A 25,548-nucleotide genomic window follows, 5' to 3' on the forward strand; every position below is an offset into this window, starting at 1 on the left:
CATGAATGCAACCACCATCGTCAACGCGCGGGCAAAGATTATGGACGGAGCGGGCGGCACCGCGACGTCGATACGTATCGGCTTCGGCCGCATCCTGGAGGTGGACAACGAGCCGGCACCCGGCGATACGGTGATCGATGCGCGCGGCCGCACCCTCATCCCTGGGTTCAACGACGCCCACGCACACAGTGTGTGGTTCGGCCAGACACTGGGAGAGATCAACCTAGCGAACGTACGTACGCGTGCCGACGTCATCGCGGCGCTGCGAGAAGAAAGCGCCGGAGAGTGGGTCGTAGCCAGCGGATTCAACCCGAACCTGCTGACAGACGGCCCAGTGCCCATCGCCGACCTCGATCAAGCAACCGCGGGGAAACCGCTGTTGATCAAGCACAACTCCGGGCACGCCTACACGGTCAACAGTGAGGCGCTGCGCCGAGCCGGAATCGATCCGGCGGACCCGCCGCAGATAGAGGGCGGCGAAGTGGTCGTGGACGACACCGGCAACGCCACGGGATTATTGGACGAAAACGCTATGCGTCCGATCAACGACGTGCTGCAGCCGGAAAGCGAAAGCACCATCACCGACGCTCTTGATCGCGCCGGCAGGCACTACCTCAGCGAAGGCATCACCTCGGTGACGGACGCCGGTGTCGCCGGCGGATGGATCGGACACAGCCCCCAGGAGTTCGGCTTCTACCAGCGGGCGCGCGAGATGGGAAAACTCCACGTGCGTACGCAGCCGATGATCACGCTCGACGCACTACACGGCATCGACGGTCACGAGGACGATCCGGCGGTGCACGGCCTCGACGCCGGCATCCGCACCGGACTTGGAGATGATCTGCTGCAGATCGGGCCGGTGAAAATCTTCACCGACGGATCCCTACTGGGAAAGACAGCGGCCATGACCGAGGACTACGCCTGTTGCTGCCACGCCGGCTACTTCCAAGGCGACACCGAAACGATGCGTTCGCGTGCGCTCGCGGCAGCTGCCGGCGGGTGGTCGTTGGCACTGCACGCGATCGGGGACAAGGCGGTGGATTTCGCACTGGACGTGATCAGCGAAGCCGTCGAAAAGCAAGGGCCCCGCACGATCCCGCACCGCATCGAGCACGGCGGTGTGGTGCGAAACGACCAAATCGACCGCATGGCTAAAGCGGGCATCGTGCTCGTGCCGCAGCCGCGCTTCATCGCGGAGTTCGGGGATGCGATGGCCGAGGCGATCGGCGCCGAACGGGCAGCACTGTCCTACCCGGCGAAGCGGCTGCTAGCGGGCGGCGTGGTGCTACCGGGCAGCTCCGACAGGCCAGTAGCCACGGGAACTCCGCTCGCCGTGGTGCAGAGCTTTGTCGAACGCACCACAGGTTCTGGCAAGGGGTATGGGCCGGAGGACCGGATCACCGTCGACGAGGCGCTGTACGCCTACACCGCGGGATCCGCCGCGGCGACAGGCTGGGCTGGGAAAAAGGGGCAGATCGCGCCTGGTCAGCTCGCAGACCTTGTGGCCCTGGGAGCCGATCCAGCCGAAGTGCCTGCCAGCCAGATCGGCGACATTCCCGTTGAGGCCACTGTGCTGGGCGGGGAACTCGTCCACGGCAGCTTTTAGGAAGGACTTGAACACAATGCAGACCATTCAGCCAACAGATGAGCGGTTCCTCTCGGATTTCGCGGCGATGAGCAAGAACGGCGCAACCCCCGGCGGCGGCGTGGAGCGCCAGGCCGCAAGCGAGGGCGACGTAAAAAACCGTGCCTGGTTCACCGGCGTGCTCGAGGGTTTCGGCGCGGAAGTCGGCTTCGACGAGATTGGCAACCAGTACGGCCTGTTTGAGCTGGTGCCGGGCGCCCCTTACGTCGCTGTGGGATCACACCTGGACTCGCAGCCGCTCGCGGGCCGCTTCGACGGCGCCTATGGCGTTCTCGCCGGCGCTCACGCTGCCGCGCGCGTGGCCGCAAAAGCGAAGAGCGGCGAGCTGGCACCCCGGTTCAACCTCGCGGTGGTGAATTGGTTCAACGAGGAAGGCTCCCGCTTCGCGCCGTCAATGATGGGCAGCTCCGTCTTTACCGGCGCCCTCGACCTCACTACTGCGCGTGCAGCCACAGACCTGCAAGGAATGACCGCGGGCGAGGCCATTGATGCAGCGAAGTGGGCACCGCTCATCGACGTTCCGGAGCTGGCAACCTACGCCGAAATCCACGTTGAACAAGGTCGGGAACTCGAAGACAACGGCAACCAGATCGGCCTGGTCACCGCCACCTGGGGTGCGCGCAAGTTCGCCGCCACAGTTCATGGAGAACAGGGCCACACTGGATCCACCATGATGCGGGACCGTCGCGACGCACTGTTCGGGGCCTCGTTGGTGATTGCTGGCGTGCGCCGTCTTACAGAAGAATTTGAAGAAGGGCAGTTGCAGGCGTCGGTTTCGCAGCTCACGCTGGAGCCCAATTCGCCGGTGACCATTGCGCGCGAGGTCCGTTTCAACGTCGATCTGAGATCCCCTTCCGCTGAGGTGCTAGAGAAGGCACAGGCGCGTGTCGACGAGATCGTTGCGGCGGCCTCCGACGAGGCCAAGGTCGACGTTGACCTCGAGCTCACACACGAATGGACGCTCAACCCCTACCCCGAGGCCGGCGTGAAGCTGGCACGCACGTGCGCAGAAGAGCTTGGATTGTCGCATCAGGAGATCTTCACGGTGGCGGGCCACGACTCAACGAACATGAAGGAGCACTATCCCACCGTCATGCTGTTCATCCCCAGCGTCGACGGCATATCCCACAACGAGGCCGAGTACACCACGGACGAAGACTGCCTCGCCGGACTGGCTCTGCTTACACGGGTGCTCGAAGAACTCGCAGCAGGCAAGCTCGCACCCGATGAACGCTGAGCTCAAACGCTGACAACCACCGACCATTCCAGATTGCAATAGCCCCTACGAAAAGGACCCACAAATCATGTCCACTGCGTTTAGCCGATCTTCTTCCGGCGAAAACATAAATGACGGTCTGCCTCAGCTGCACAGCGACGAGCACATCGCACAGTCCCGAGCCGAGTTTCAGATGGACCAGCTCTCTGCGGCTGACGCTGAGGTAATCAAGGAAAACCGGGCCGGTGACGTTCCCGACGGCAACTTCTTGTCATGGGCCATTACCTTGTTCGGCACAGCTGTCGGCGCCGGCATCCTGTTCTTGCCCATTGACGCCGGAAGTTTCGGGTTCTGGCCGCTACTCATTGCCACGTTCCTCGTGCTGCCGCTCGTGTTTTTCTCTCACCGCACGTATGCACGCATCGTGTCCGCGTCCCCAGAGAAGGGTCTGGATGTCTTGCAGGTCGTCACAGCCTTGACTGGGCGCAAGCGCGGCCTAGCTACAGCCATCCTCTACTGGCTGGCTATCTACCCGACGGTGCTGATCTATGGCATCTCCATCACCAACACCGTGGACAGCATGATCGTAAACCAGCTCAACGGCCCGCACGTGAACCGTGTTGTGTTGGCAACGATTTGCGTGGGCCTGATGACGGGTGCTTTCGCCTTGGGGAAGAAAGCGACGTTGTGGCTGGCAAACATCCTGGTCTATCCCCTGATCATCGCACTCGCCGCGGTGTCGATCTATCTCATTCCGAAGTGGGATCTTGCCGGCTTCATGGAGTACGACTCGGGGACTCCGCTCTGGAAGTCGCTGCTGTTACTTCTGCCGGTGATGGTGTTCTCCTTCAGCCACATGGCGGCGCTGTCCCAGTTCGCCCTTGACGTGCAAAAGAAGAAGAAGGGCGATGTCGCGGCGACCGAGCGTGAAGTGTCCAAGATTGAGCTGATCACCGCGACCATGCTCGTGTTCTTCACCATGTTCTTCGTGTGGTCCTGCTCGTTGACTCTTGGCGCGGAGGGCATGGATGAGGCCCGCGCACAGAACATCCCGATCCTTTCCTACTTCGCCAACGTCACCAGCACCCCATTCATGGCGGTGATCAGCCCGGTGATCGCCATCTGCGCGATCGCATCTTCCTACTTCGGCCACATGCTGGGCACTGAGGAGGGAACCTCTTATCTCATCCGCGTGGCGGCTCCGGGAGTGGCGGACAGGATCAACCCGCAGGCGCTGCGCTGGTGCATCTACGTCTTCGTGTTTGTCACAACGGTGCTGGTGGCGGTAATCAACCCGTCGATTCTGACGCTGATCTCCGCGGTCGGCGGTATCTTCGTCGCCTTCCTCGTCTACATCGTGCCCAACCTGCTGTTTAACAAGGCCACCGCGTTCAAACATTACGCTCGCCGCCCAGACACGATCTTCGTCCTCGTCATGGGCTTGATCATCATGGGCGTGACTATCTGGCAAATGTTCTAAGAAAGGACCGCTTGTGCTTCGCGCAGATCTTTCCCTCTTCCCGGACTACAAGCCCGGAAAATCCGACGAAACAAAACTGAAGTTGTCCGCCAACGAGGCAAATTTTGGTCCCCTGCCTACCGCACTGGAAGCCATTCGTGAATCGGCGTTACGGGCGAACCGGTACCCCATTTCCGGGTCGCCAGTGCTACGTAAAGCCTTGGCTGCTCGTCTCGGGTTGGCGGAGGAACAGGTCGTGGTCACGCCCGGGGCATCGGCGGTGATCCAACAAGCCGTTTTGATGACTTGTTCTACAGGTGACGAGGTCCTGTTTCCCTGGCGCAGCTTCGAGGCCTACCCGCTTTACGCTCGAGTCGGCGGGGCCACCCCGGTCAAGGTGCCGCTCGGTGAGGACGAAGCGATTGATTTGAATGCGGTTGCAGACGCGATCACAGACCGCACCCGTCTGATTATCATTTGCAACCCGAATAATCCCACCGGCCTGACCATCACCAAAGACGAGTTCACCGAATTCATGCGGCGGGTCCCGGAAGACATCGTGGTGGTGTTGGATGAGGCGTATTACGAGTTCAACGATGCCGAAGACACTCCGGACGGCGTCGAAGAGATCGCAAAGTATCCCAACCTCATTGGCGCGCGCACGTTTTCCAAAGCCTACGGCCTGGCGGGGTTGCGTGTCGGCTACGGCTTCGGCAACCCGGAGTTGATTCGCTCGCTCGGGCTCGTCGCCCTTCCCCTCACCGTCACAGAGCTGTCCGAGCTCGCGGCCGTCGCTTCGCTGGAGGCGCACGATGAGCTCATGGTGCGAGTGAAAGAGACACAAGCCCAGCGTGACCGGGTCTCTGAGGCGCTTGGTCTGCAGCGCTCTCACGGAAACTTCGTCTGGATTCCGGGTGAAAACGGAGCTGAGATCGAACAAAAAATTAGCGCCGAGGGTGTCATCATCCGCAGCTATCCGGATTCGGGAGCGCGCGTGAGCATCACCGATGAGGCGGAGACGGATCAGTTCCTCGAAGCATGGAGACGCGCGGGTTTACCTGCCATAAAATGAGGCTATGACCAGTGTCTTCTACACCACGTTCTATGGCTCCACTCGCCAGTACGCCGAGGAACTGGCCGGCCGCCTCGGCACCGTCGCGCGCGAGCTGCCCGCCACCCTCGACGCCACCGGCGGCCCCGTCGTCGTCCTCTCTCCAGTCCACGGCCCCTCGCATCCGGGCGTGCGCTTCATCAAATCACTGCCGGCGATTGATCGTCCGTTGGCTTTGGTCACTGTCGGCATGACGCTTGTCGACGCCGCAAGGCACGACGACGCTTCCGGCGCCCTCCTCGGAAACCGCGCGGGGCAAGTAACCCGCTTTTACCTGCCTGGCAGGTTGAAGTACTCGGAGCTGACCACCGCCCACCGGTGGGCGATGAAAGCGCTGGTGGGCGCGCTGCGGCTCAAGCGCCAGCGCACCGAGAACGAGCAGGCGATGGTGGACAGCTACGGCCGGGACACGGACCGTGTGGACCTGACGCTCCTTGATCCGGTGGTGGAGTGGGCGCAGCGCGCCTAGCGGCCGAGCTTCGGCAGCTGGATTGCGCCGGACTGCACCGCGAAGTTGGCGATCAGGCCCAGCACCGCGAGCACGACGGTGGCGATGATGCCGCCCTTGATGCCCGCTTCCAGCGGCTCGGACTTGTAGTCCTCGCCGTCGAGGCACGCCTGTACGGCCTGGGCGTTGTTGGCTTTCTGCTGCGCCGAGGTGTCGGAGGAGCCGAACGCCTCGCCGACGGCCGCGGAGGTGCGCTGCACACCCGTGAGGCGGTTCAGCTCGACGCCTTCAACGCCCTGCTTTGCGACGATCTCCTGCGCCACGTTCTTCGACCCAATGCCGTCGAGCTCGAGCTTGCACACCGGCAGGTTCTTGTTGCCGGCCATGGTGTTGGAGGCGGCGTCGGCAGGCCCGGTGGCCAAGGTGACGGCCATGGAGGCGGCGAGCGCGGCTGCGGTGAACTTCTTCATGGAAACTCCTGTTCAGGGGCGGGGAACAATTGTAATCAATATAACCCCCTGCCTTGACGGTTGTCCGCGAAGGGTCGCCTTTTGTGCCTGTGGACTCCCCGGTTATTACTGCACGCCGCATTGCCTTATCATTCGTGTGGCTTATACCACTCATGTGTTAAGGAGTACCTTTGACCACTGCGGGCAAAGAGTTCAATTTGGAACACCTCACCGTCGCCGACAAGCGGCAGGTGGAGGAAAACCGGTCCGGCGCCGTCCCCGATGGCGGCACCCTGTCCTGGGCTCTCACCCTGTTCGGCACCGCCGTCGGCGCCGGCATCCTGTTCCTTCCCATCGACGCCGGCAGCTTCGGCTTCGTCCCGCTGCTGCTGATCACCCTCTTCATCGGCCCGATGGTGTTCTTCTCGCACCGCACCTACGCCCGCATCGTGGCCGCCTCCCCGGTCAAGGGCCTGGACGTGCTGCAGGTGGTCACCGCCCTTGCCGGCCGCAACCGCGGCCTGATGACGGGCCTGATGTACTGGCTGTCCATCTATCCCATCGTGCTCATCTACGGCGTGAGTATTACCAACACGATGGACAGCTTCGTGGTCAACCAGCTCAATGGCCCCGAAGTGCCGCGCTGGCTCATGGCCCTCCTGTGTGTCGGCGTGCTCACCGGCGCCTACGCGCTGGGCAAGAAGGCCACCCTGGCCTTTGCCAACATGCTGGTCTACCCCCTGATCATCGCGTTGGCCGCGGTGTCGTTCTACCTCATCCCCCAGTGGGACCTGGCCAGCTTCCGCTCCTACGAGTCCGACGTGCCGTTCTGGAAGGCGATGCTGCTGATCCTGCCGGTGTTCGTGTTCTCCTTCAACCACATGCCGGCGATGTCGCAGTTCGCCCTAGACGTGCAGAAGAAGTACCCGGATGACCTGGAGTCCACCAAGAAGGCCGTGGTGAAGACTGAGGCCATCACTACTGGCCTGCTGGTGGTGTTCACCATGTTCTTCGTGTGGTCCTGCACCCTGGCGCTGGGTGCCGACGGCATGGACGCCGCCCGCGAGCAGAACATCCCCGTGCTGTCTTACCTGGCCAACGAGACCGACACGCCGTTTTTGGCCATCCTCTCCCCGATCGTTGCCCTCTGCGCGATTGCGTCGTCCTACTTCGGCCACGTCATGGGCGCCGAGGAAGGCACCACCTACCTGGTGCGCGCCGTCGCGCCGGGTGCAGCAGAGCGACTGGACCCGAAGAAGCTGCGCTGGGGCATCTACGTCTTCATCTTCGTCACCACGGTGATCGCCGGCATCCTCAACCCGTCGATCCTGGACCTGATCTCCGTGGTCGGCGGCGTGTTCATCACATTCTTGGTGTACATCGTGCCGATGCTGTTGTTCCGCTACGCCAAGGACTACAAGCGCTACGCCAACAAGCCCGAAACCTGGTTCGTGTTCGTGCTGGGCACCGTGATCATGTGCGTGGCCATCTGGCAGATGTTCGCGGGCTAGAACCTAGAGGTGCACGACCTCAACGTCACCCTTCTCCGCCAGATATTGCGCAGCCACGGAGCGGTGGCATTCGGCGGGGTCGGGCTCTGAGCAGAGGAGGGCGGAGCCGTCGATAAGCTTGGGCATCTCGCGCTCGGCGAACTCGGCGCGCAACTGCTCCGCAAACTCGTCGAACGGCAGGCCCTCCTTTCGGTACGCGCGCATGAGGTCCTCGCTGGGCGCCAGCGCCAGCTCGTGGGAGTAGCCGATGCCCGCGATGGTGTCGAGAAACCACGGCAGGTCCGACTGTTTGGTAAATCCGGCGAGCTGGTTCGTGTTGTGCCGCCGGATATCCACGATCTGCTTTACGCCGTTGTCCCGCAGGATGTCGAAGAACTCCTCAGCGGTCTTCTTGCTGTAGCCGATGGTGTAGAGCCGCATGTTTGCAACTGTAGCGGCCTTGGATCCAAGGTTGCGGACTCCGCGTTGCGGACAATTCCGGGAGGACCAACAATTGGTGCTGGCCAACGAAAAAGCGGCCGTCTTGCGAGAGGACGGCCGCTAAAGTGCGCTGGTCTAGTGCGGGACTAGAACGGCAGGAACGGCTGGATGAATGGCCAAGCGGCGCCGCCAAGTGCGAGCAGGCCAACGATCACGGTACCGGCGATGATGCCGGCCTTGGTACCGTCGGTCATCGGGGTGGTCTTGTAGTTCTTACGGTCGACGCAAGCCTTGTAGGCGTTGACGGTCTCGCGCCCCTCGATCGTGGCGGAGTCGCTGGAGCCAAACGCCTCAGCGAGGTAGGAAGACGTCATGACGGCGTTCGCGAGCTTCTCCGGGTCGTTGGCGAGGAACTGCTCGGCCTCGTCCGGGGTGGTGTTGTCGGTGCCCAGCGGAGTGACGACACGGCAGCCGAAGTTGTAGTTGGTCATCGTGTTCGACGCAGCCTGGGCTTCAACTGCGCCGAGGGACAGGGTCATGGTTGCGGCCAGGGCGGCTGCCGCGAACTTCTTCACAGGGAAACTCCTCGTCTGTGACAGGAAAACAACAGGTTCAAAAATGAATATATGCCCACCGGCGCCACTCTGGAAGTGGGGGTGTCCTGCGGGGTTGCCGCCGCCCGCTTGCAAAAGTTTACATGCGAGGAGAAACATAAGTGTTCTACCTGCAGGTTTAATTCTGGACGTCTGTCCCAGATGTCAGATCTTGCGAAACCGCCCCGGACCCCGCGCCGGGCGCCTGCGTCCAAACACCCTTAACTACACTGCATAACCATGACTGAGGCGACCCCGCACCGCTATACGGCCGAGCTGGCCAACACCATCGAGCAGAAGTGGCAGGCGTACTGGCGCGACAACCAGACGTTTTACGCCCCGAACCCGGTCGGCGACCTTGCTACCGGCGAGCCGCTCCCGGACGACAAACTCAACGTCCAGGACATGTTCCCCTACCCCTCGGGCGCGGGGCTGCATGTGGGCCACCCGCTGAGCTACATCGCCACGGACGTGTTCGCGCGCTACAACCGCATGCTGGGCAAGAACGTGCTGCACACGCTGGGTTATGACGCGTTCGGCCTCCCCGCGGAGCAGTACGCCATCCAGACCGGCACGCACCCGCGCGTGACCACGGAGGCGAACATTGCCAACATGCGCCGCCAACTGGCCATGCTGGGCCTGGGTCATGACCCGCGCCGCTCCGTGGCCACCACTGACCCGGAGTTTTACCGCTGGACGCAGTGGATCTTCCTGCAGATTTACAACGCCTGGTTCGACGAGGACCTGCAGAAGGCCCGCCCGATCGAGGACTTGGTCAAGGACCTCATGTCCGGCGCCCGCACCACGAAGGACGGCCGCAACTTCCGCGACCTGACCACGGCGGAAAAGCACAAGGCTATCGACGAGTTCCGCCTCGTCTACCTCTCCGACTCCATGGTCAACTGGTGCCCGGGCCTGGGCACGGTGCTGGCCAACGAGGAGGTCACCGCCGACGGCCGCTCGGAGCGCGGCAACTACCCCGTCTTCCGCAAGCGTCTGCGCCAGTGGATGATGCGCATCACCGACTACTCGGACCGCCTGCTCGACGACCTCGACCTGCTCGAATGGCCCGAAAAGGTCAAGAGCATGCAACGCAACTGGATCGGCCGTTCCCGCGGCGCGGACGTGCACTTCGCCTCCCCCGCCGGCGACATCACGGTCTTCACCACCCGCCCGGACACGCTCTTCGGCGCGTCCTATGTGGTGTTGGCGCCGGAGCATGAGCTTGTCGACGAGCTGGTCACCGCCTCCTACCCCTCCGACGTGGATAGCCGCTGGACCGGCGGCGCCGCCACCCCGCGCGAGGCGGTGGATAACTACCTGCGCTCGATTGCCGCGAAGTCCGACGTGGAGCGCCAGGAAAACAAGGAAAAGACCGGCGTGTTCCTCGGCTCCTACGCCGTGAACCCGGTCAGCGGCGAGGAGGTGCCGATCTTCATCGCCGACTACGTGCTTACCGGCTACGGCACCGGCGCGATCATGGCGGTGCCGGCGCACGACGAGCGCGACTACGAGTTCGCCTCCGTCTTCGGCCTGCCCATCACCCCGGTTCTGGACGGTGATGTTACTGAGGCGGCGTTCACCGGCGACGCGGAGCACATCAACTCCGCGAACGAGGACGGTCTGGATTTGAACGGCCTGGGCAAGGGTGAGGCTATTGAGCGGGCGATCCTTTGGCTCGTCGATAGGCAGAGGGGCTCCGAGAAGATCCAGTACAAACTGCGCGACTGGTTGTTCGCGCGCCAGCGTTACTGGGGCGAGCCGTTCCCGATCGTGTACGACGAGAACGGTCAGGCGCACGGGCTGCCCGAGGACATGCTGCCGGTGGAGCTGCCGGAGGTGGAGGACTACAACCCCGTCGCCTTCGACCCCGACGACGCCGACTCCGAACCCGCCCCGCCGCTGGCCAAGGCCACCGACTGGGTCGAGGTCGAGCTGGACCTGGGCCACGGCAAGCAGAAGTACTGGCGCGACACCAACGTGATGCCGCAGTGGGCCGGTTCCTCCTGGTACCAGCTGCGCTACATCGACCCGACCAACGCCGACGCGCTGGTGGACATTGAGAACGAGCGCTACTGGACGGGCCCGCGCCCCGACGAGCACGGCGAAAACGACCCGGGCGGCGTGGACCTCTACGTCGGCGGCGTCGAGCACGCGGTGCTGCACCTGCTGTACGCCCGCTTCTGGCACAAGGTGCTGTTTGACCTGGGTTTTGTCACCTCCCAGGAACCGTACCGCCGCCTGTTCAACCAGGGCTACATCCAGGCCTACGCCTACACGGATTCGCGCGGCGTGTACGTCCCGGCCGCCGAGGTGGAGGAAAAGGACGGCAAGTTCTTCTACAACGGCGCCGAAGTCAACCGCGAGTACGGCAAGATGGGCAAGTCCCTGAAGAACTCCGTCGCGCCGGACGACGTCGTGGAGGAGTACGGTGCCGACACCCTGCGCGTCTACGAAATGTCCATGGGGCCGCTGGACACCTCCCGCCCGTGGGCGACCAAGGACGTCGTCGGCGCGCACCGCTTCCTGCAGCGCCTGTGGCGCCTGGTGGTGGACGAGGCCACCGGTGAAGCCACGGTCGTGGACACTGAGCTTTCGGACGAGGACTCTAAGTACCTGCACCGCACCATCGCCGGCGTGCGCGACGACTACGAGCACCTGCGCGACAACACCGTCGCCGCCAAGCTCATCGAGTACGTCAACTACCTGACCAAGACCTACCCGAACGGCGCGCCCCGCGCCGCCGTCGAGCCGCTGGTGCAGATGGTCTCGCCCTTGGCGCCGCACATCGCCGAGGAGCTGTGGTCTGTGTTGGGCCACTCCGAGACCATCACGTTCGAGCCGTTCCCGGAGTTCGAGGAGCAATGGCTTGTCGACGACACCGTGGAAGTGCCCGTCCAAATCAACGGCAAGGTCAAGGCGCGCATCGACGTCGCCGCCGACGCCTCCAAGGACGACCTCGAGGCCGCGGCACTTGCCGACGAGCGCGTGGCCGACCTGGTCGCCGGCAAGAACGTGGTGAAGGTCATCGCCATCCCGGGCCGCATGGTCAACCTGGTGGTCAAGTAGGGGGTTCGCGTCGGGTGCCTGCGGGGCGGGGCCGCCCGGCCCCGCCCCGGCCCAGGCCCGCCCCAATTTATTCACCCGCCGGGGCCTCCTCGGTGAACAAATCCCTTTTTGAGCGGTTGATTTGTTCATTTTCCCCAGGTCGCTACTCCCACGAGGGGGATCTATTCATCGCGTGGTGAATGAATTTGCCTGGGCGGCGAAAATCGGGCGGGCCGGGGCCTGCCCCGCGCCACTCATCCCGACACATCGCGGCTGAATCTGTCAGGCGGCCCCCAAACCCCCAGGTCGGCGCAAACGGCTGTCGTAATGTGTCAGGACCCCGGCCGTCCGGACCCCGCCCGCTGCCCGGGTCTGTGACTGGTGTGGCTGATAAAATCCCGAGTGAACAAAACCGACGATCACGAAGGATGAGTGCATGTCCACCCCTTATAACGGCGGCGGGTACGAGCCGTACCCGGAGCACCCCGAAGGCAGCCACCCGGAGAACGGCGGCTACCCGGCCTACAACACCCAGAACACCGAGCACACCTACGACGCCTTCGAGGTAAACAGCGCGGCGTCGATGGCTGGCGCCTCCGCGCTGCGCTTCCACGGCCAGCAGCTCACCGACAACGCCCCCGGTGACGGCGCTTCGCCGCACCCGATCAACGATCCGGCGTCGAACGGCTGGTTCCACGTGAAGGGCAACGGCAAGCTCGATGTCATGGAGGCGCTGAGCTGGGGCGGCAAGGCTCTGTTCGCCAACGCCAAGCTGTGGATCCCGCTGGGCGTGGCCTACACGGTGCTCGCGGTACTGGGCCAGTTTTTGCCGGGCGCGGGGTCGATGATCGGCTCGATCGGCATGCTGCTGCTCGCCCCGTGGATGGTTGGCGTGGCGTTGCAGCAGACGCTGGTGAGGCAGTTCACGTACAACGAGGCGAAGGCGCCGGCGTACGGCAAGACGCTGGGCGTGACGGCGCTGCTCGGCGTGGTGGCCATGATTTTCTCTATGATCCTGATCATGGTGCTCGCGTTCGGCGCGCTGACCTCCATCGATCCGACCACGCTGCCGGATAACCCGGAAAACCTCAGCCCGGGGGAGATGTGGAATTTGCTGCGTCCGGTTCTGGGCGCGCTGGCTGTCACCGGCGTGATTGGACTGCTGGTGCTGCCGTTTTTCTCGTTCCAGACGTGGTACGCGGCGGATAATAACGGCTCGTTCGGCCATGCTATTTCCGCCGGTTTCAAGGCTGGTGCGTCGAATTACCTGAAGATTTTGGGCTTCGTGGTGCTCGCCGGGTTGATCAACCTCGTTGGTGGGGCGCTGTTTTTCGTCGGCCTAATTGTGACCCTGCCCGGCACGATGCTCGCCGCGGCGCACGCGTACCGCCAGATTTCCGGCGGTCCGGTGCCCAAGGAAGCTACAGCTTAACGACGGTGCGTCCGCTCCACCCACCATCGAGCAGCGCACGCCCAACTTCCGCCACGCCATCCAATCCGACTTCCTCGGTGCGGATGGCGTTGGTGTCTACGGACTCGTCGAGGAGCGACCACGCTTCGTCGCGAAGCTTGTTCGGCGCGTCGACGGAGTTGATTCCCACCAGTTGCACCCCGCGCAGGATGAACGGCAGGACGCTGGCGGGCAGGTCGTTGCCGGCGGCCATGCCGCAGGCGGTGGCCACGCCGCCCCACTGCAGCTGCGACAGCGCGTTGGCCAAAACGGTCGAGCCGACGGTGTCCACCACGCCCGCCAGGCGTGCCTTCTGCAGCGGCTTGCCGGCCTCGGCGAACTCGGCGCGGTCCACAACCTCGGCGGCGCCGAGTTCCTTCAGCCAGGCGCCATGCTTATCGACGCGCCCCGTCAACGCCCACACCTCATAGCCGCGGGCGGCCAAAAGCTGCACGGCAATGGAGCCGACGCCGCCGGTGGCGCCGGTGACGAGCACGGGGCCGTCGATAGGCGAAAGTGCGGCCCGCTCCAGGCCTGCGACCGAAAGTGCGGCGGTGTATCCCGCGGTGCCGATCGCGGCCGCATCCTCCGCGGTGAAGCGCTCCGGCACGCGGGTGATGTCTTTAGCGTCGATGCGCATTTGCGGGGTGTAGCCGCCGTGGCGGCGCTCGCCGATGCCGCGGCCGTTGACGGTGACGAGCGTGCCGTCCTCGAGGGTGCCCACCGCGTCGATGCCCGGCACCGTCGGCAGTTCGCGCAGGATGCCGCGGTTGCCCGAAAGCGCCATCGCGTCCTTGTAGTTCACCGAGGAGTGGCTCACGTTGATCAGGGTGTCGCCCTCGCCCGCGAATGCCGCCTGCGTTTCTACGATCTCCGGTCCATTTTCAGTGACAATCAAGCTGCGGTTCATGGTCGCCAGCATAGGCCGACACTACGGTGGGGCGGGTGAAATCAACGAGCAAAGCCAACACCACCGCCGCCCACCTCGCGGCGGTGGTCGTGACTGCCCTGGTCGTGCTCGCCTTCACGGTGGGCAAGGCGTTCGTGTCCATCCCGGGGCTGTGGTCGGCGGAGGCGCACCAGCTCAGCCAGGTGCGCCTGAACCCGCTGGAAACCTTCGAGTACGCGCGCGTGTGGTGGGGGCCGTGGCTGAACCTGTTCGGCAACATCGCGCTGTTCGCCCCGGTCGGCTTCATCGCCAACCGGGGTTCGGTGGCGCGCGCGGTGCTGGTCGGGCTGGTGTGCAGCCTGGGCATCGAGGTCGCGCAGTACCTCTTTTCCTGGGGCTACAGCGATACTGACGACGTGCTCTGCAACGTCGCCGGTGCTTGGATCGGTGCGGGGGTGGCCGCGGGGACGTCGAGAAGCAATCGCGCAACGGTGCTGTGGTGCATCGCCGCGGCGGGCGCGGTCGTGCTCATCGTGTGGGCGGCGCTAGGGTTGAGCGCATGAGCGAGCGCGGATGGTTTACCAGGCGGGTCTTCCCCACCGGCGGGGAGCCGGACCCGCGCTTCACGCTGGCCAACGAGCGCACCTTCCTCGCCTGGACCCGCACCGCGCTGGCGTTTCTCGCCGGCGGGATCGCTCTCGAGGCGTTCGAGCTGCCTGGCATCGAACCCGGCGTGCGCAAGATCGCGGCGGCTGCGGTCATCGTGATCGCCATGGCCATCTCCGCAGGTGCGGCGGTGCGCTGGGTGCGCATCGAGCGGGCCTTGCGTCACGACGAGCCCCTGCCCGCCCCCGCCATCATCCCCGTTCTGTGCGTGGTGGTGTTTGTCGCGGCGGTGGTTGTCGCGGTGAGCCTGCTCGCATGATCGCCGTCGCCGACCCCGGCCTGCAGCCGGAACGCACCGCCATGAGCTGGACGCGCACCGCGCTGGCCATGCTCGTCTGCGCGGCCACACTGCTGCGGTGGGCCGGTGCCTACCCGGCGCTGATCGTGGTGGCGTCGGTGGCGCTGGCGGCGGGCGCGCTGGTGATCGTGGCGCTGAACCGGCGAGCGTACCGCTTCGAAGCCTCCGCGCTTGCTAACGAGCGCAGCGCCCCCAACGCCGCCGCCGTGTTTCTGCTGACCGCGATGATGCTCGGCACCGGCGGGCTGGGGCTGTACCTGGTGGTGGTGTGAGCGGCTCGCTTCCGCCGCCCCGCCGCTGCCCCGCTCGGAATTTGTTCACTGCCCACCGGCCTGCGGGTGAACTAGTTTCCCTGGGAGGGGTGATTTGTTCACTTTCCCCAGGTCACGGAGACCGGTGTCGGGGATTAGTTCATGTGCTAGTGAACAAATTCCGCATGGGAGCCGGGGACGGCTAGCCGTTCCGGAAGCGCTTTGCGTCCCGGTAGATCTCCAGGTGCTTGAGCATCATCGTGCGGCCCTGGTCGGAGAGGCCGGAGTGGCCGGGGGAGATTTCCTCCACGACGCAGAAGGCGTAGAGCCAGGGGATGAGGAAGTCAAAAGGTTCGGGTGGTGTGGCACCCCCTTCGCCAACGAACCACTCGACAGTCGCTTCCCAAAAATCCCGTCCCACCAGCGCTTCGAACAGGCGGCGGGAGTGGTCGGCGAAGAAAGCGGAGCGGGAACCGCCAGCCAGGTACTTCTCGCCCGCCTTCGTGGGGGTGATGACGCCCTTGCGCTTTTTCAAAAACCCGGACTCGACAAGCACGTCCGAGACATCTTCGGGGTTTGGCAGCTCGGTGATCTCGACGATCTCGCGCGCGGCTTCGGGTGGCAGGACTCCCCTTTCCAACGTGACGCCGTCGGCGAACAGCTCCACCAGCTGCGCGACCACACCGGTGAGGGTCATCTGGGGTAGATCGTCGAAGGAGCTCGGCACCTCCACCCCGTCCAGCCCACCGAGCATGTCGCCGAAGAACTCGGTCACGGCGTTGATCATGGTGGGGTTGCGCTCCGGATGCGGGTCCATGTCGATGATCTGGAGCAGGTCCGGGCGGGACTGGAGGAAGTCGTCGAAGTGCTGGGCCAGGCCGGGTCCTTCGCTGCCTTCGTCGGCGGCTGCGACCTCGTCGAAGAACATTTCTTCGGCGACATTGCCGATGCGGGTGGCCACGGACACCGGGTCGGCTTGCGTCATGCGGTCGAGCATGCGCTCCGGCGGCATGACGGGCAGGTAGGAAAACATCAGGGTGATGGTCTCCAAGTCCGGCTCGATGCCCGCGGCCAACAGGCGCGCCTGGTGGCGGAAGGTGGTCATCAGCTCTGGCCCCGAGCAGGCTTCGACGACGTCGGGCCCGGCTGCGTCGATAAGCATGGGCGTAGGTCCCTCGATGTTGGAGGGGCCTAACACCTCGACGTGGATGTTCCAGTTGGCGGCGGGGTCGTAGACGTAGGTCATGGGCCGCATCTCGGCGACCGTGAGCTCGTCTTCCTGGTGCTCGCCGGGGCCGGGCGCGGCAGTAAAGACGGAGCGCTGCGCGCCCTCTTGGCTGACGTAGAGGTGGGTGGCGGCGCCGGTGAAACCGAGGGAGGCGTCGATGATCTGCGACAACTCGCCCAGCGTCATGGTCTCCTCGACGTTGACGCAGCGGGAAATTTCGGGCGAGGTGCCCTCCACGATCATGAGCACTGAAACGGTCATACCGGCAACCTTACGGCCTAAACCACGAACAGGAAGGCGCACACGACGGCAGTCAGCGCGCCCGCGGTCAGCGGCACGGCGGTGCGGCGGACCACGTCGATCGGGTTGACCTTTAGCGCACCCGCGACGATGAGCACTGCGGCGTTGACCGGGGAGGCCTGGCGCATGGTGTTGGAGGCGGCCCAGATGGAGGTGAGCATCTGCGGGGCGGACACGGCGGAGTCGGCGGCGATGCCGGGCACCATCTCGGAGAACGCGAAGTAGGGCGCCACACCGGAGCCGGTGAGCAGCGCCATCGTGGCGGTGGCCAGCACGAACACCAGCACCATCAGCACGGCGGCGCCGGAGGAGGCCTGCGCCAGGTTGGTCAGAGCCTCGATCACGCCCATCTGGGTGATGCCCTCCACCAGGATGGCGGCGGCGACGATGAGGGAGACCACGCCGGCGGCTCCCTCGCCGAGGCCCTTGAAGAACTCCTGGAGGGAGTCGGCGGCGTAGTTGACGTCGCGCAGCCGGATGGCCTCGATGATCATGGTGACCATCAGGGACACCACGGTCACGGGCAGGATGCCGGCCTCGAAGGAGACTACGCCGAGGCGGTTCAGCGCGGCGGAGACGATGATCAAAAGCAGCGGCAGAAGCGGCAGGACGGCGTAGAAGCCGGGCAGGCCTTCGGCGCGCTCCACGGCTTCGCGGATGCGGCGGTCGGACTCGCTGTCCTTGGCGGCTTCGAGCTCGGCCTCCGACGCGCCCGCGCCGGACTTGACCAGGTCTTTCTTATCGCAGCGGTGCTGCCACCACATGTGGGTAAACGCGATGACCACCAGGGCGGGGATGGTGGCTTTGGCCACGTTGCCGAAGGTGAACTCGGTCACCGTCATGCCGGTCAGTTCCGCGGCCTGGATCAGGCCCGCTTCCAGCGGCGACGGGGCGATGGTGGAGGCGGTGGCGACGATCGCGCCGACGGTCAGCGGCGTCAGCCCCGCGGCGATCAGCGCGGGCATCAGCGTGGCAACGAGCAGCAGCGACAACGCACTGGCAGAGGGCACGACGAAAGACAAAAGCGTGGCGACGGTAAACCCGATGGGCACGAGCCAGTAGGAGCCTTGGAAGCGGCGCAGCGGGCTGGACAGCGCCACCACCGTTTTCGCGTCGGCGCCGATGTGGCGCATGTAGCCGACGAAACCGAAAAGCACCATGATCGCCATGCCGGTGCCGGCGAAGCGGGACTTGAACAGGGACTCGATGATCAGCAGCTCGTCGTAGAACGCGTTGCCGGAGGACTCGATGTCCGCGGTGGAGTGGTCTATGCGCCCGGTAGCTGCGGCGATCATCAGCAGCAGCACGCCGACGGCGAAAATGGAGGAGGCCGCGTGGACCTTTTTGGCAATGAAGTAGCCGACGGCAATGACGGCGAGAATGGCAAAGAAAATGTAAAGCACGCAGCGATTATGCAGCGTCAAGCCGCACCCCGCAGGATGAATGCGCGGGGTGTGGCAAATCTCTCGGCGTTACCCGCCGTCAGAACTACGCCGGCTGGCCGCCCAGGATGAGTACGTGGGCGATTTCGTCGGAGCGGTTTTTCAGCCCCAGGGTGCGGTGGCCGGCGTCCAGCATGCCGGCGGAGCGCGGCGGCACCGGAGTGTTGTTCACGGTGATGTCGCCGTCGGGGGCGACCACGGCGTACTCGAACTCCTCGTAGACCGTGACCGCCAGCTCAGTCTCCGGCGCGATGGTCAGCTGGGCTGCCACGCAGGGCTCGTCGGTTTCCACGGCGCCGGTGCGGCCGAACATGCGCCCGGAGAAGACGAAGGCCTCGCCCGCGGATTCGGTGGTTACGCTGCGCAGGCCAAACGCGTCCGGTTGGGCGCGCTGGATCTTGTCGGGGACCGCTTCAGCGTCGATTAGCACCTGCACCTGCGCGCGCTCGAGCACGCCGCCGAGGCGTGCGGAGCCGTCGTGCCGCCAGGCGAAAGATTTGCAGCCCGCGGGAGTGTCGTCGGGTCCGCCGAGGCCCCTGAGGAATGCGACCCCGCGCCAGGGGCCAGCGTTCAGCTCAATGAATGACATGGCGGCCAGCTTATATGATCCGGCGTTGCCGGGCTTCCTCCACGGCCGCGGTGCGGTTGTCCACCCCGAGTTTGGCGTAGATGTGGATCAGGTGCGTCTTCACCGTCGCCTGCGAGATGAACAGCTGCTGGGCGATCTCCTTGTTGGAGGCGCCGGTTTGCAGCGCGCGCAGCAGCTCAATCTCGCGCGCGGACAGCGCCTCGGCGGGGTTGACCAGCCGGTCCGCCAGCACGTTCGCCACCTGCGGGGAGAGCACCCTTTTGCCTTGCGACGCGCTCCGCACCGCCTCGTACAGCTCATCTTCCGGCGCGTCCTTGAGCAGGTAACCCATGGCGCCGGCCTCCACCGCGGCGACCACGTCCGCTTGGGTGTCGTAGGTGGTCAGGATCAGCACAGGCGGCCCGCCGGCGGCGACCAGGCGGCGCGTCAGCTCGATGCCGTCCGCGCCGGGCATCTGGATGTCGGAGACCACCACGTCCACACCCTCGGGCACCTCCGCGTCGCCGTCGGCGGCCTCGGCGACGACTTCCACGCCGTCAAAGGAATTGAGCACCGCGCGCAGGCCGGCGCGGACGACCGGATGGTCGTCGATAAGCATGACGCGAAGTGTCATTTCTCCTCCACAGGCAGGGTTGCGGCGAGGACGTTGCCCTCCACCGTGAGCTCGCCGCCGGCCTCCTCCACGCGGCCGCGCAGGCCCTTCAGGCCGTAGCCCTCGGGCCCGGTGATGCCGCGGCCGTTGTCGAAGACGTCGATGGTTGCGGTCGCACCAAGCCTATCCACGGTCACCACCGCCGACGAGGCACCAGCGTGGCGCACGATGTTGCTCAAGCCCTCCCGCACGACGCGCTCCGCCACCGACGCGCACGGTTCCGGCAGGTCAACGGCCTGGACGCGGACTTCGAGCTGCTCGCCGAGTGCGCGCTGGCGGTCCTGGGCGTGACGCGCCAGGCGCTCCAGCCGCACGGGCAACGTCTCGCGCTTCGGGGTTTGCGTGGTGGCGGAGTTCTCCGCCACGAAGCGGCGCGCCTCCGCCAAGTTGTCGGAGGCGGTGGAGCGGATCACGCCCAGCGTCTCCCGCGCCGGGTCCCCTTGGGCGAGCTGTTTGTCCATCGCCCGGCCCAGCAACACGATGGAGCTCAAACCCTGCGCCATGGTGTCGTGCACCTCGCGCGCCAGGCGCGCCCGCTCCTCCGCCACACCCGCGGCGTGTTCGGCCTTCGCGGCCTCACGCTGGGCGGCCTTGAGGTCCTCGGCCATCTGCCGGTAGTGGTCCGCCTCCGCGCGCAGCGCCTGGTAGGCGTGCACGATGATCACCGCCAGCACGGTGCCGATGGTGGGGCCGATGATCGCGCCGGGCCCGCCGCCCGGTGCGGTGGCGGAAAGCGCTACGGCCAGAAACGCCGCGGTGGCTGCGAGCTCCCACCAGGTGGTCAGCAGCACGCACGCCAGCATGACCAGCGGGAACTCCAGCCACACGAACTCGCCGGACATCTGCACCAGCCCCACCCACAGCGCCGCCACTACCGCCAGCCAGGCGTAGGGCGCCCACGCCGGGTAGTCCTTGCCATGGAAGTGCCATACGGTGCCGGCCATGTACACGCAGGCGAACGCCAGGGGCAGGGCAAGCGCGGTCACGGGTGCGTCGCTACGCAACTGCCCCACGAGCCCCACCGCCAGCAGCACGGCGACGAGCACGTGCAGGCTCACGCGCAGAAAATCGAGCAGGCGGGTGGTGGACAACATGTGTCTGAGCGTAGATCAACCGATCGGTTGACCGGGATTTCAACCGCCCGCGCGATGTGCTGAGGTGCAGGTCAACGGCAGGATTAACACCATGTTCGTAGGAATCAGAGAAATCACGTCAGCCAAGGGGCGCTTCGGGCTGATCGCAGGCACCGTGGCGCTGATTACGCTGCTGGTGGTCGTGCTCACCGGACTGACCGCCGGCCTGGGCAAGCAAAACACGTCCGCGCTGGAGGCGCTGGACCCGCAATCGGTGGTCTTCCAGGACCCGGAAGACATCTCGTTCACCACCTCCCGCGTCGAGTCGCGCGACGGGCTCACCCCGCTCGGCGCCAGCCAGATGCTCTTGACCAAGGACAACGGCGAGGACGCGGCCGTGGCCATCCTGTCGCTGCCGAAGGGCACCGAGCTTCCCGGAGGGCAGCAGCTTTCCGACGAAGCCGTGGCCGCTCCCTCCCTCGAAGTGAGCGAGGGCGAGACCGTGACCGTCGCCGGCAACGACATCACCGTCGGCGCGACCGGCGAGGACCTGGCGTTCTCCCACTCCCCCGTCCTGTGGGTGCCCACCGAGTTCTGGCAGGCCGCCATGCACACCGACGCCGACGGCTCGGTGCTGCTGGCGGACCACGACGTCGACGGCGGGGTGAGCCTGAAAGAGGCCTTCGACGGCCTGCCGGCGTACTCCTCGGAGCAGGGTTCGCTGAAGCTCATCCAGGGCTTCCTCTACGCCATCGCCGCGCTGGTGATCATCGCCTTCCTCACCGTGTGGACGATGCAGCGCACCCGCGACCTGGCCATCCTGAAGGCCATCGGCGCGTCCAACTCCTACCTGCTCAAGGACGCCCTCGGCCAGGCCGCGGTCATCCTGGGCATCGGCGCGCTCATCGGCGGCGTCGCGGCGTTCGGCCTGGGCCTGCTCATGCAGAGCGGCGCACCGTTCTCGCTGACCGCGCTCACCGCGATCGCTCCCCCGGTTGTCATCTGGGCGCTGGGCATGGTCGGCGCCCTGATCGCCACCCGTTCCATCTCGAAAGTTAACCCTCAGGCGGCTCTTGGAGGTGTCGCATAATGCTCGAACTCAACGATGTCACCGTCGCATTCAAGGACGGCCAGGAAATGCGTACAGTGCTGGACCACCTGGAGTTCACCGCCAAGCCCGGCGAGATGACCTTCATCGTCGGCGAGTCCGGTTCCGGCAAGTCCACCCTGCTCTCCGTGGCCGCCGGCCTGATCACGCCGGACTCCGGCACCGCCAAGCTCAACGGCGAGACCGTGGACAACGATGTGCGCCGCGACAAGATCGGCATGATCTTCCAGCAGGCCAACCTCATCGCCGCGCTGAACGTGCGCGACCAGCTGCTGGTCACCGACCACATCCGGGGCATCAAACCCCGGAAGGAGAGGGCGGAGGAACTGCTGGCCACCGTCGGACTGGAGGGGCTGGGCGACCGCCGCATCGGCGAGATGTCCGGTGGCCAGCGCCAGCGCGTCGGCATCGCGCGTGCGCTCATGGGCGAGCCGTCGCTTCTGCTTGCGGACGAGCCCACCGCCGCCCTCGACGCCGACCGCTCCCAGGAGATCGTGACGCTGCTGCGCGAGCTCACCACCGAGCGAAACATCGCCTGCGGCTTTGTCACCCACGACCGCTCGCTGATCGAGAGCAGCGACGAAGTTTTCGAACTCGGCGTCAACGCCCCCGCCTACGCCTAAACTGGCGCGCGTGTTCTACTGCGCCCCCGGCCCCGCCCCGCTCGACCCCGCCCTGCTGGCCAGGGAGATCGAGCGCAGGGCGGGGCTTTCATCGTGCGGGCCCCAGGTGCGCGCTCTTCCGCAGGTGCCTGACGACGCCCTGGTGGCCGGCGATGGCTATTGGCTGGCGGGGCGGAGTGTCGTCGATAAGCTGCACGCTTTGGATCGCAACGTGGTCGCGTACGCGGTCGGCGAGGCGTTCATTGTGACCTCGCTGCAGGAGATGGGCGCGACGATGCTGAGGAGCCGCGACCTCGTGCGCGTCCCGCACGGCATCTTCCGCGTGCCCGAGTGGGGCCAGCGCACGTTCGTCGCCGGCGAGACCGCGGAGTTTCTGCGCGGCTACCTGGAGCTGGAGGCCGCCGGGCGGTTCGTGGAACCCGCGCGCTACCGCAGAAGGGACCGCGAGCGGGTGGCCATGACGGTAAACGCCAACGCGCCGAGCACAGCCGTGGACAGCAACGTGCCGCCCAAGTAACCCAAGTCCACCGTGGCCGCGCCCAACGCCGAGCCCGAGGCGATGCCCACCTGGAACGTGACCACGTACACCGAGCTGGCCAAATCCTGGTTGCGTTGGCCCGCGAAGAGGAAGATCGTGGTGGCCACCGTGGGCAGCGCGCCCGCGGCGATGCCGAAGACCACGATCACCGCGAACATGCCGGCACCCGTGTTGTAGTGCAGCGCCAAAAGGCCCGCGATGCCGGAGGCCACCAGCGTGGCCGTGGCAATGCCGTTGAGGCGGATCATGCGCGCATCCACCAGGCGGCCCGACAGGGTCACACCGACCAGGCCGGCGATGCCGTACAGCGCCACGCCGTAGGGCACGAAGCGGTGGCCGGCCGTGGCCTCGATGAGCAGCGCCAGGTAGGTGAAGGTGACAAAGATCGCCATGACAGCCAGCACTAGGTAGATGACCAAAGGCGGGATGGCCGACTTCGTCGCCTGCGCGCCGGTCTGCTGCGCCGGCGGCTTGGCGGGCAGGCTGGGCAGGGAAATCACCAGCATCACCAGGGCACCCACCACCGCGGCACCCAGCACCCAGGTGGAGGCGCGCCAGCCAATCGCAGAACCCAGCGCCGTAGTCAGCGGCGAGCCGATCACCATCGACAGCGTGGAGCCGAACGACACCGCGGCGACCGCCTTGCCCATCTGCCCCGGCGGCGCGATACGCGCCGCGACCGGGTTGACCAGCGACCAGAACAACCCGTGGGTAAACGCCGCCGTCACACGGCCCGCCACCAGCGTGGCGTAGCTCGTGGCCGTGGCCTGCAAGACAATGCCTCCCAGCAGAAACACCAAGGTGGCGATCAGGAGGTAGCGCCTGTTCGCTTTCCGCGTGACGTGCATCAGCGGGATAGTCACCACCGCGACCAGACCGGCGTAGACGCTCATGAGCAGGCCAATCTGGCCCTCAGAAACGTTGAGGTCCCGCGCCATCGGTGAGATCAGGCCGATGGCGAACATCTCGAACGTGACGTACACGAACGCAGCGAAGCTCATCGCCGTCAGCGGGACGACGGGGAACTTCGCTGTTTGCCGTGGAGATTGCTGGGAGTTGTGCACCGAGCCAAGATACGGCTACGGGTTGGACAGCGCAAACGCTGCACCAGCAGCGCCGAGGGCGAGCAGGATCGCCACGATCACGCCGATGATCACACCCGTGCTCGCGGACGAACCGCCGGACGCGGCTTCCATGGTCTGCTCAGCCCTGTGGGTGGTCTGGGAAACCGAGATGTTGGTCATCCTGCTGGTGGTCACCGAAGTGGTGACGTTGCCGTTGGTGACCGTGTGAGTCACAGAGTCATTGCTCTTGCCAGGCTGCTGAGTCGGGGCCGTGTAGGTGCCCGTTGCCGGCGTGGTGGACGGGGTGTCCGGGTTTGGGCCGTCGGTAGGCAAAAGTGCGTTGCCGCCACCTGCAGCGCAGGTCTTGCGGGCGTCCTCGAACGCCACCATCAACCTGGCTACACGACGAGCCTGCTGCACATCCGGAAGCTCTTCGTACGCGTCAACCCACGCCTCCACCTGGTCTTTCGGCATCGCCGGGTATTCGCGAGACTGCTGCTCAACCAACCCGTCACGCTCCGGGATCAGCGCAAACTCCGCGAAGCCGTCGCGGGCAGGCACGGTGATATCGCCGGTCTTCACCGCGTTGTCGATAATCTCCCAGTACTTGGTCATGTCGAACGCCTGGTGGTCACTGACCGCCACGGAGTTCCACACCTGAGTGAAGTACACACGGGAAGAATCGATGTCTGCGCCAGTATCCTCCGCGACCCGCTGCGCCCACATCTCAATGTTGGCGTCGAGGTTGCTGTTGAAGTAGGTCACGTAAGAACCGTGATACAACTCCATGAATGGCGCGACCGTTTCCGGAGCAGTCGGGTACAGCTTTTCAAACGCAGACGCCCACCGCGCCCGCTCATCCGTAGCGCCGACACCGACACTTCGGTCGAGCGAGTCGATGTACTTGCGTTCAGCGTCATTCACCTTCAGCGAGCACACGCCATCGCTGGGCTCCCCCACGGTAGCTGCACCGGCGGAAGGCACAACACATGCGGCCGCTGCAGTTGCGACTGCGCATGTGAGCGCTGCGATCCTCCGATTTTTAAACACACCGATAGCGTATCGCAGAGGGACAACAATTCAGCATCCGGAATAGGGGTGACGTGGCTCTCTTAAACGGCCCGGGCCGTTTAAATTCGGGGAACATGCAGGTTGCTGGAACGTTAACACAACTTTCTAAGCAAAATAAAAGGTTGACTGTGGGGTCAGGTAGGCCCTTTAAGGGGCATTTTCGCTCGTTACTGGGCTAAATGACACGAGTGTAATTTAAAGGTATTGACGTTTGTTATGCAGTTGGGGTGTTTGCTGGGGCGCTCTCCTCTACCGTTCTCTACCGTTCTCTACCGTTCTCGCGGTTCGCGCCAGGACGTCGGGGGCTGTACGGGCAGTTTCCAGCTACAAGGATCCAGCTATTCGGCGAAAAACGGCGATTCACGAGGTCTAGATAGCTGGATCCGTGGTTTTGGGGGCGGGTGGC

At 65.1% G+C, this 25,548-nt stretch carries 25 protein-coding genes; 14 read left to right on the forward strand and 11 right to left on the reverse strand.

Features of this window, described 5'->3' with window-relative positions:
- Position 1: 1 nt before the first annotated feature.
- The 5 genes from QP996_RS02600 (at position 2) to QP996_RS02620 (ending at position 5,900) form a co-directional block, all read left to right on the forward strand.
- Positions 2-1,606, forward strand: coding sequence for an amidohydrolase (locus QP996_RS02600; RefSeq protein WP_284871070.1), 1,605 nt, complete (start codon positions 2-4; stop codon positions 1,604-1,606).
- A gap of 16 nt (positions 1,607-1,622) precedes the next feature.
- Positions 1,623-2,882, forward strand: coding sequence for a M20 family metallo-hydrolase (locus QP996_RS02605; protein WP_284871071.1), 1,260 nt, complete (start codon positions 1,623-1,625; stop codon positions 2,880-2,882).
- Between the two features lie 67 nt (positions 2,883-2,949).
- A complete protein-coding gene (locus QP996_RS02610; protein WP_284871072.1) occupies positions 2,950-4,341 on the forward strand; it encodes an aromatic amino acid transport family protein in 1,392 nt (463 codons plus the stop codon).
- A gap of 13 nt (positions 4,342-4,354) precedes the next feature.
- Entirely contained in the window at positions 4,355-5,392 is a 1,038-nt protein-coding gene (locus tag QP996_RS02615; RefSeq protein WP_284871073.1) for a histidinol-phosphate transaminase, read from the forward strand.
- Between the two features lie 4 nt (positions 5,393-5,396).
- On the forward strand, positions 5,397-5,900 hold the full coding sequence (locus QP996_RS02620) for a flavodoxin domain-containing protein (RefSeq protein ID WP_284871074.1): 504 nt from the start codon (positions 5,397-5,399) through the stop codon (positions 5,898-5,900).
- Here QP996_RS02620 and QP996_RS02625 read toward each other — a convergent pair.
- Positions 5,897-6,349: a hypothetical protein gene (locus QP996_RS02625; RefSeq protein WP_284871075.1), complete on the reverse strand. Its 453-nt coding sequence runs from the start codon at positions 6,347-6,349 to the stop codon at positions 5,897-5,899. The genes QP996_RS02620 and QP996_RS02625 overlap by 4 nt on opposite strands.
- 170 nt (positions 6,350-6,519) lie before the next feature.
- Here QP996_RS02625 and QP996_RS02630 point away from each other — a divergent pair, with 170 nt between their 5' ends.
- Positions 6,520-7,839 carry an amino acid permease gene (locus tag QP996_RS02630; protein WP_284871076.1) on the forward strand — a complete coding sequence of 440 codons (1,320 nt, stop codon included), beginning with the start codon at positions 6,520-6,522 and terminating at the stop codon, positions 7,837-7,839.
- A gap of 3 nt (positions 7,840-7,842) precedes the next feature.
- Here QP996_RS02630 and QP996_RS02635 read toward each other — a convergent pair whose 3' ends face one another.
- Both QP996_RS02635 and QP996_RS02640 read right to left on the reverse strand, forming a co-directional pair.
- Entirely contained in the window at positions 7,843-8,259 is a 417-nt protein-coding gene (locus QP996_RS02635) for a DUF488 domain-containing protein (protein WP_284871077.1), read from the reverse strand.
- 146 nt (positions 8,260-8,405) lie between these two features.
- Positions 8,406-8,834: a hypothetical protein gene (locus tag QP996_RS02640; protein ID WP_284871078.1), complete on the reverse strand. Its 429-nt coding sequence runs from the start codon at positions 8,832-8,834 to the stop codon at positions 8,406-8,408.
- A gap of 258 nt (positions 8,835-9,092) precedes the next feature.
- Between QP996_RS02640 and leuS the strand changes: the two genes are divergently transcribed.
- The gene (leuS, locus tag QP996_RS02645; RefSeq protein ID WP_284871079.1) at positions 9,093-11,921 is read left to right on the forward strand and encodes a leucine--tRNA ligase; all 2,829 of its coding nucleotides are present in this window, start codon (positions 9,093-9,095) and stop codon (positions 11,919-11,921) included.
- A 415-nt stretch (positions 11,922-12,336) separates the two neighbouring features.
- Positions 12,337-13,332, forward strand: coding sequence for a DUF2189 domain-containing protein (locus tag QP996_RS02650; RefSeq protein ID WP_284871080.1), 996 nt, complete (start codon positions 12,337-12,339; stop codon positions 13,330-13,332).
- Here QP996_RS02650 and QP996_RS02655 read toward each other — a convergent pair.
- Positions 13,322-14,260, reverse strand: coding sequence for an acrylyl-CoA reductase family protein (locus QP996_RS02655; RefSeq protein ID WP_284871081.1), 939 nt, complete (start codon positions 14,258-14,260; stop codon positions 13,322-13,324). The two genes, QP996_RS02650 and QP996_RS02655, sit on opposite strands and share 11 nt — an antisense overlap.
- A 35-nt stretch (positions 14,261-14,295) precedes the next feature.
- Between QP996_RS02655 and QP996_RS02660 the strand changes: the two genes are divergently transcribed.
- Genes QP996_RS02660 through QP996_RS02670 form a run of 3 tightly spaced genes read left to right on the forward strand, consistent with a single transcriptional unit; the run spans position 14,296 to position 15,475 of the window.
- Complete coding sequence (locus QP996_RS02660) at positions 14,296-14,802, forward strand: VanZ family protein (protein ID WP_284871082.1); 507 nt, start codon at positions 14,296-14,298, stop codon at positions 14,800-14,802.
- The gene (locus QP996_RS02665) at positions 14,799-15,164 is read left to right on the forward strand and encodes a YidH family protein (protein WP_284871083.1); all 366 of its coding nucleotides are present in this window, start codon (positions 14,799-14,801) and stop codon (positions 15,162-15,164) included. The genes QP996_RS02660 and QP996_RS02665 overlap by 4 nt, the downstream gene beginning before the upstream one ends.
- A complete protein-coding gene (locus QP996_RS02670) occupies positions 15,161-15,475 on the forward strand; it encodes a DUF202 domain-containing protein (protein ID WP_284871084.1) in 315 nt (104 codons plus the stop codon). Before QP996_RS02665 ends, QP996_RS02670 begins: the two co-directional genes overlap by 4 nt.
- Positions 15,476-15,656: 181 nt before the next feature.
- On the opposite strand, the gene QP996_RS02675 is transcribed toward QP996_RS02670, so the two are convergent.
- The 5 genes from QP996_RS02675 to QP996_RS02695 form a co-directional block, all read right to left on the reverse strand.
- Positions 15,657-16,943, reverse strand: coding sequence for an IS1096 element passenger TnpR family protein (locus QP996_RS02675; protein ID WP_284871085.1), 1,287 nt, complete (start codon positions 16,941-16,943; stop codon positions 15,657-15,659).
- Positions 16,944-16,960: 17 nt separating this feature from the next.
- Positions 16,961-18,385 carry a C4-dicarboxylate transporter DcuC gene (dcuC, locus tag QP996_RS02680; RefSeq protein WP_284871086.1) on the reverse strand — a complete coding sequence of 475 codons (1,425 nt, stop codon included), beginning with the start codon at positions 18,383-18,385 and terminating at the stop codon, positions 16,961-16,963.
- An 85-nt stretch (positions 18,386-18,470) separates the two neighbouring features.
- On the reverse strand, positions 18,471-19,013 hold the full coding sequence (locus QP996_RS02685; protein WP_284871087.1) for a pirin-like C-terminal cupin domain-containing protein: 543 nt from the start codon (positions 19,011-19,013) through the stop codon (positions 18,471-18,473).
- A 10-nt stretch (positions 19,014-19,023) separates the two neighbouring features.
- The gene (locus tag QP996_RS02690; RefSeq protein ID WP_284871088.1) at positions 19,024-19,626 is read right to left on the reverse strand and encodes a response regulator; all 603 of its coding nucleotides are present in this window, start codon (positions 19,624-19,626) and stop codon (positions 19,024-19,026) included.
- Complete coding sequence (locus tag QP996_RS02695) at positions 19,623-20,759, reverse strand: sensor histidine kinase (protein WP_284871089.1); 1,137 nt, start codon at positions 20,757-20,759, stop codon at positions 19,623-19,625. The genes QP996_RS02690 and QP996_RS02695 overlap by 4 nt, the downstream gene beginning before the upstream one ends.
- A 91-nt stretch (positions 20,760-20,850) precedes the next feature.
- Here QP996_RS02695 and QP996_RS02700 point away from each other — a divergent pair, with 91 nt between their 5' ends.
- The 3 genes from QP996_RS02700 to QP996_RS02710 are packed head-to-tail and all read left to right on the forward strand — an operon-like array spanning position 20,851 to position 22,986.
- Positions 20,851-21,828 (forward strand): ABC transporter permease, encoded by a 978-nt coding sequence (locus QP996_RS02700; protein WP_284871090.1) that lies wholly within the window; start codon positions 20,851-20,853, stop codon positions 21,826-21,828.
- Complete coding sequence (locus QP996_RS02705; RefSeq protein ID WP_284871091.1) at positions 21,828-22,469, forward strand: ABC transporter ATP-binding protein; 642 nt, start codon at positions 21,828-21,830, stop codon at positions 22,467-22,469. The genes QP996_RS02700 and QP996_RS02705 overlap by 1 nt, the downstream gene beginning before the upstream one ends.
- Before the next feature lie 10 nt (positions 22,470-22,479).
- Complete coding sequence (locus QP996_RS02710) at positions 22,480-22,986, forward strand: hypothetical protein (protein ID WP_284871092.1); 507 nt, start codon at positions 22,480-22,482, stop codon at positions 22,984-22,986.
- Here QP996_RS02710 and QP996_RS02715 read toward each other — a convergent pair.
- Together QP996_RS02715 and QP996_RS02720 are read right to left on the reverse strand one after the other, a co-directional pair.
- Positions 22,896-24,008 (reverse strand): MFS transporter, encoded by a 1,113-nt coding sequence (locus tag QP996_RS02715; RefSeq protein WP_284871093.1) that lies wholly within the window; start codon positions 24,006-24,008, stop codon positions 22,896-22,898. The two genes, QP996_RS02710 and QP996_RS02715, sit on opposite strands and share 91 nt — an antisense overlap.
- Before the next feature lie 78 nt (positions 24,009-24,086).
- A complete protein-coding gene (locus tag QP996_RS02720; protein ID WP_284871094.1) occupies positions 24,087-24,995 on the reverse strand; it encodes a hypothetical protein in 909 nt (302 codons plus the stop codon).
- Positions 24,996-25,548: the final 553 nt, after the last annotated feature.

This window comes from Corynebacterium sp. MSK008, from assembly GCF_030232585.1.
GTDB lineage: Bacteria > Actinomycetota > Actinomycetes > Mycobacteriales > Mycobacteriaceae > Corynebacterium.

Coding starts and splice junctions, on each gene's coding strand:
- QP996_RS02705 (WP_284871091.1), top strand. CDS start 21,828: ATGCTCGAACTCAACGATGTCACCGTCGCATTCAAGGACGGCCAGGAA.
- QP996_RS02715 (WP_284871093.1), bottom strand. CDS start 24,008: ATGAGCTTCGCTGCGTTCGTGTACGTCACGTTCGAGATGTTCGCCATC.
- QP996_RS02655 (WP_284871081.1), bottom strand. CDS start 14,260: ATGAACCGCAGCTTGATTGTCACTGAAAATGGACCGGAGATCGTAGAA.
- QP996_RS02700 (WP_284871090.1), top strand. CDS start 20,851: ATGTTCGTAGGAATCAGAGAAATCACGTCAGCCAAGGGGCGCTTCGGG.
- QP996_RS02605 (WP_284871071.1), top strand. CDS start 1,623: ATGCAGACCATTCAGCCAACAGATGAGCGGTTCCTCTCGGATTTCGCG.
- leuS (WP_284871079.1), top strand. CDS start 9,093: ATGACTGAGGCGACCCCGCACCGCTATACGGCCGAGCTGGCCAACACC.
- QP996_RS02625 (WP_284871075.1), bottom strand. CDS start 6,349: ATGAAGAAGTTCACCGCAGCCGCGCTCGCCGCCTCCATGGCCGTCACC.
- QP996_RS02610 (WP_284871072.1), top strand. CDS start 2,950: ATGTCCACTGCGTTTAGCCGATCTTCTTCCGGCGAAAACATAAATGAC.
- QP996_RS02690 (WP_284871088.1), bottom strand. CDS start 19,626: ATGACACTTCGCGTCATGCTTATCGACGACCATCCGGTCGTCCGCGCC.
- QP996_RS02635 (WP_284871077.1), bottom strand. CDS start 8,259: ATGCGGCTCTACACCATCGGCTACAGCAAGAAGACCGCTGAGGAGTTC.
- QP996_RS02685 (WP_284871087.1), bottom strand. CDS start 19,013: ATGTCATTCATTGAGCTGAACGCTGGCCCCTGGCGCGGGGTCGCATTC.
- QP996_RS02665 (WP_284871083.1), top strand. CDS start 14,799: ATGAGCGAGCGCGGATGGTTTACCAGGCGGGTCTTCCCCACCGGCGGG.
- QP996_RS02650 (WP_284871080.1), top strand. CDS start 12,337: ATGTCCACCCCTTATAACGGCGGCGGGTACGAGCCGTACCCGGAGCAC.
- QP996_RS02675 (WP_284871085.1), bottom strand. CDS start 16,943: ATGACCGTTTCAGTGCTCATGATCGTGGAGGGCACCTCGCCCGAAATT.
- QP996_RS02670 (WP_284871084.1), top strand. CDS start 15,161: ATGATCGCCGTCGCCGACCCCGGCCTGCAGCCGGAACGCACCGCCATG.
- QP996_RS02695 (WP_284871089.1), bottom strand. CDS start 20,759: ATGTTGTCCACCACCCGCCTGCTCGATTTTCTGCGCGTGAGCCTGCAC.
- QP996_RS02600 (WP_284871070.1), top strand. CDS start 2: ATGAATGCAACCACCATCGTCAACGCGCGGGCAAAGATTATGGACGGA.
- QP996_RS02620 (WP_284871074.1), top strand. CDS start 5,397: ATGACCAGTGTCTTCTACACCACGTTCTATGGCTCCACTCGCCAGTAC.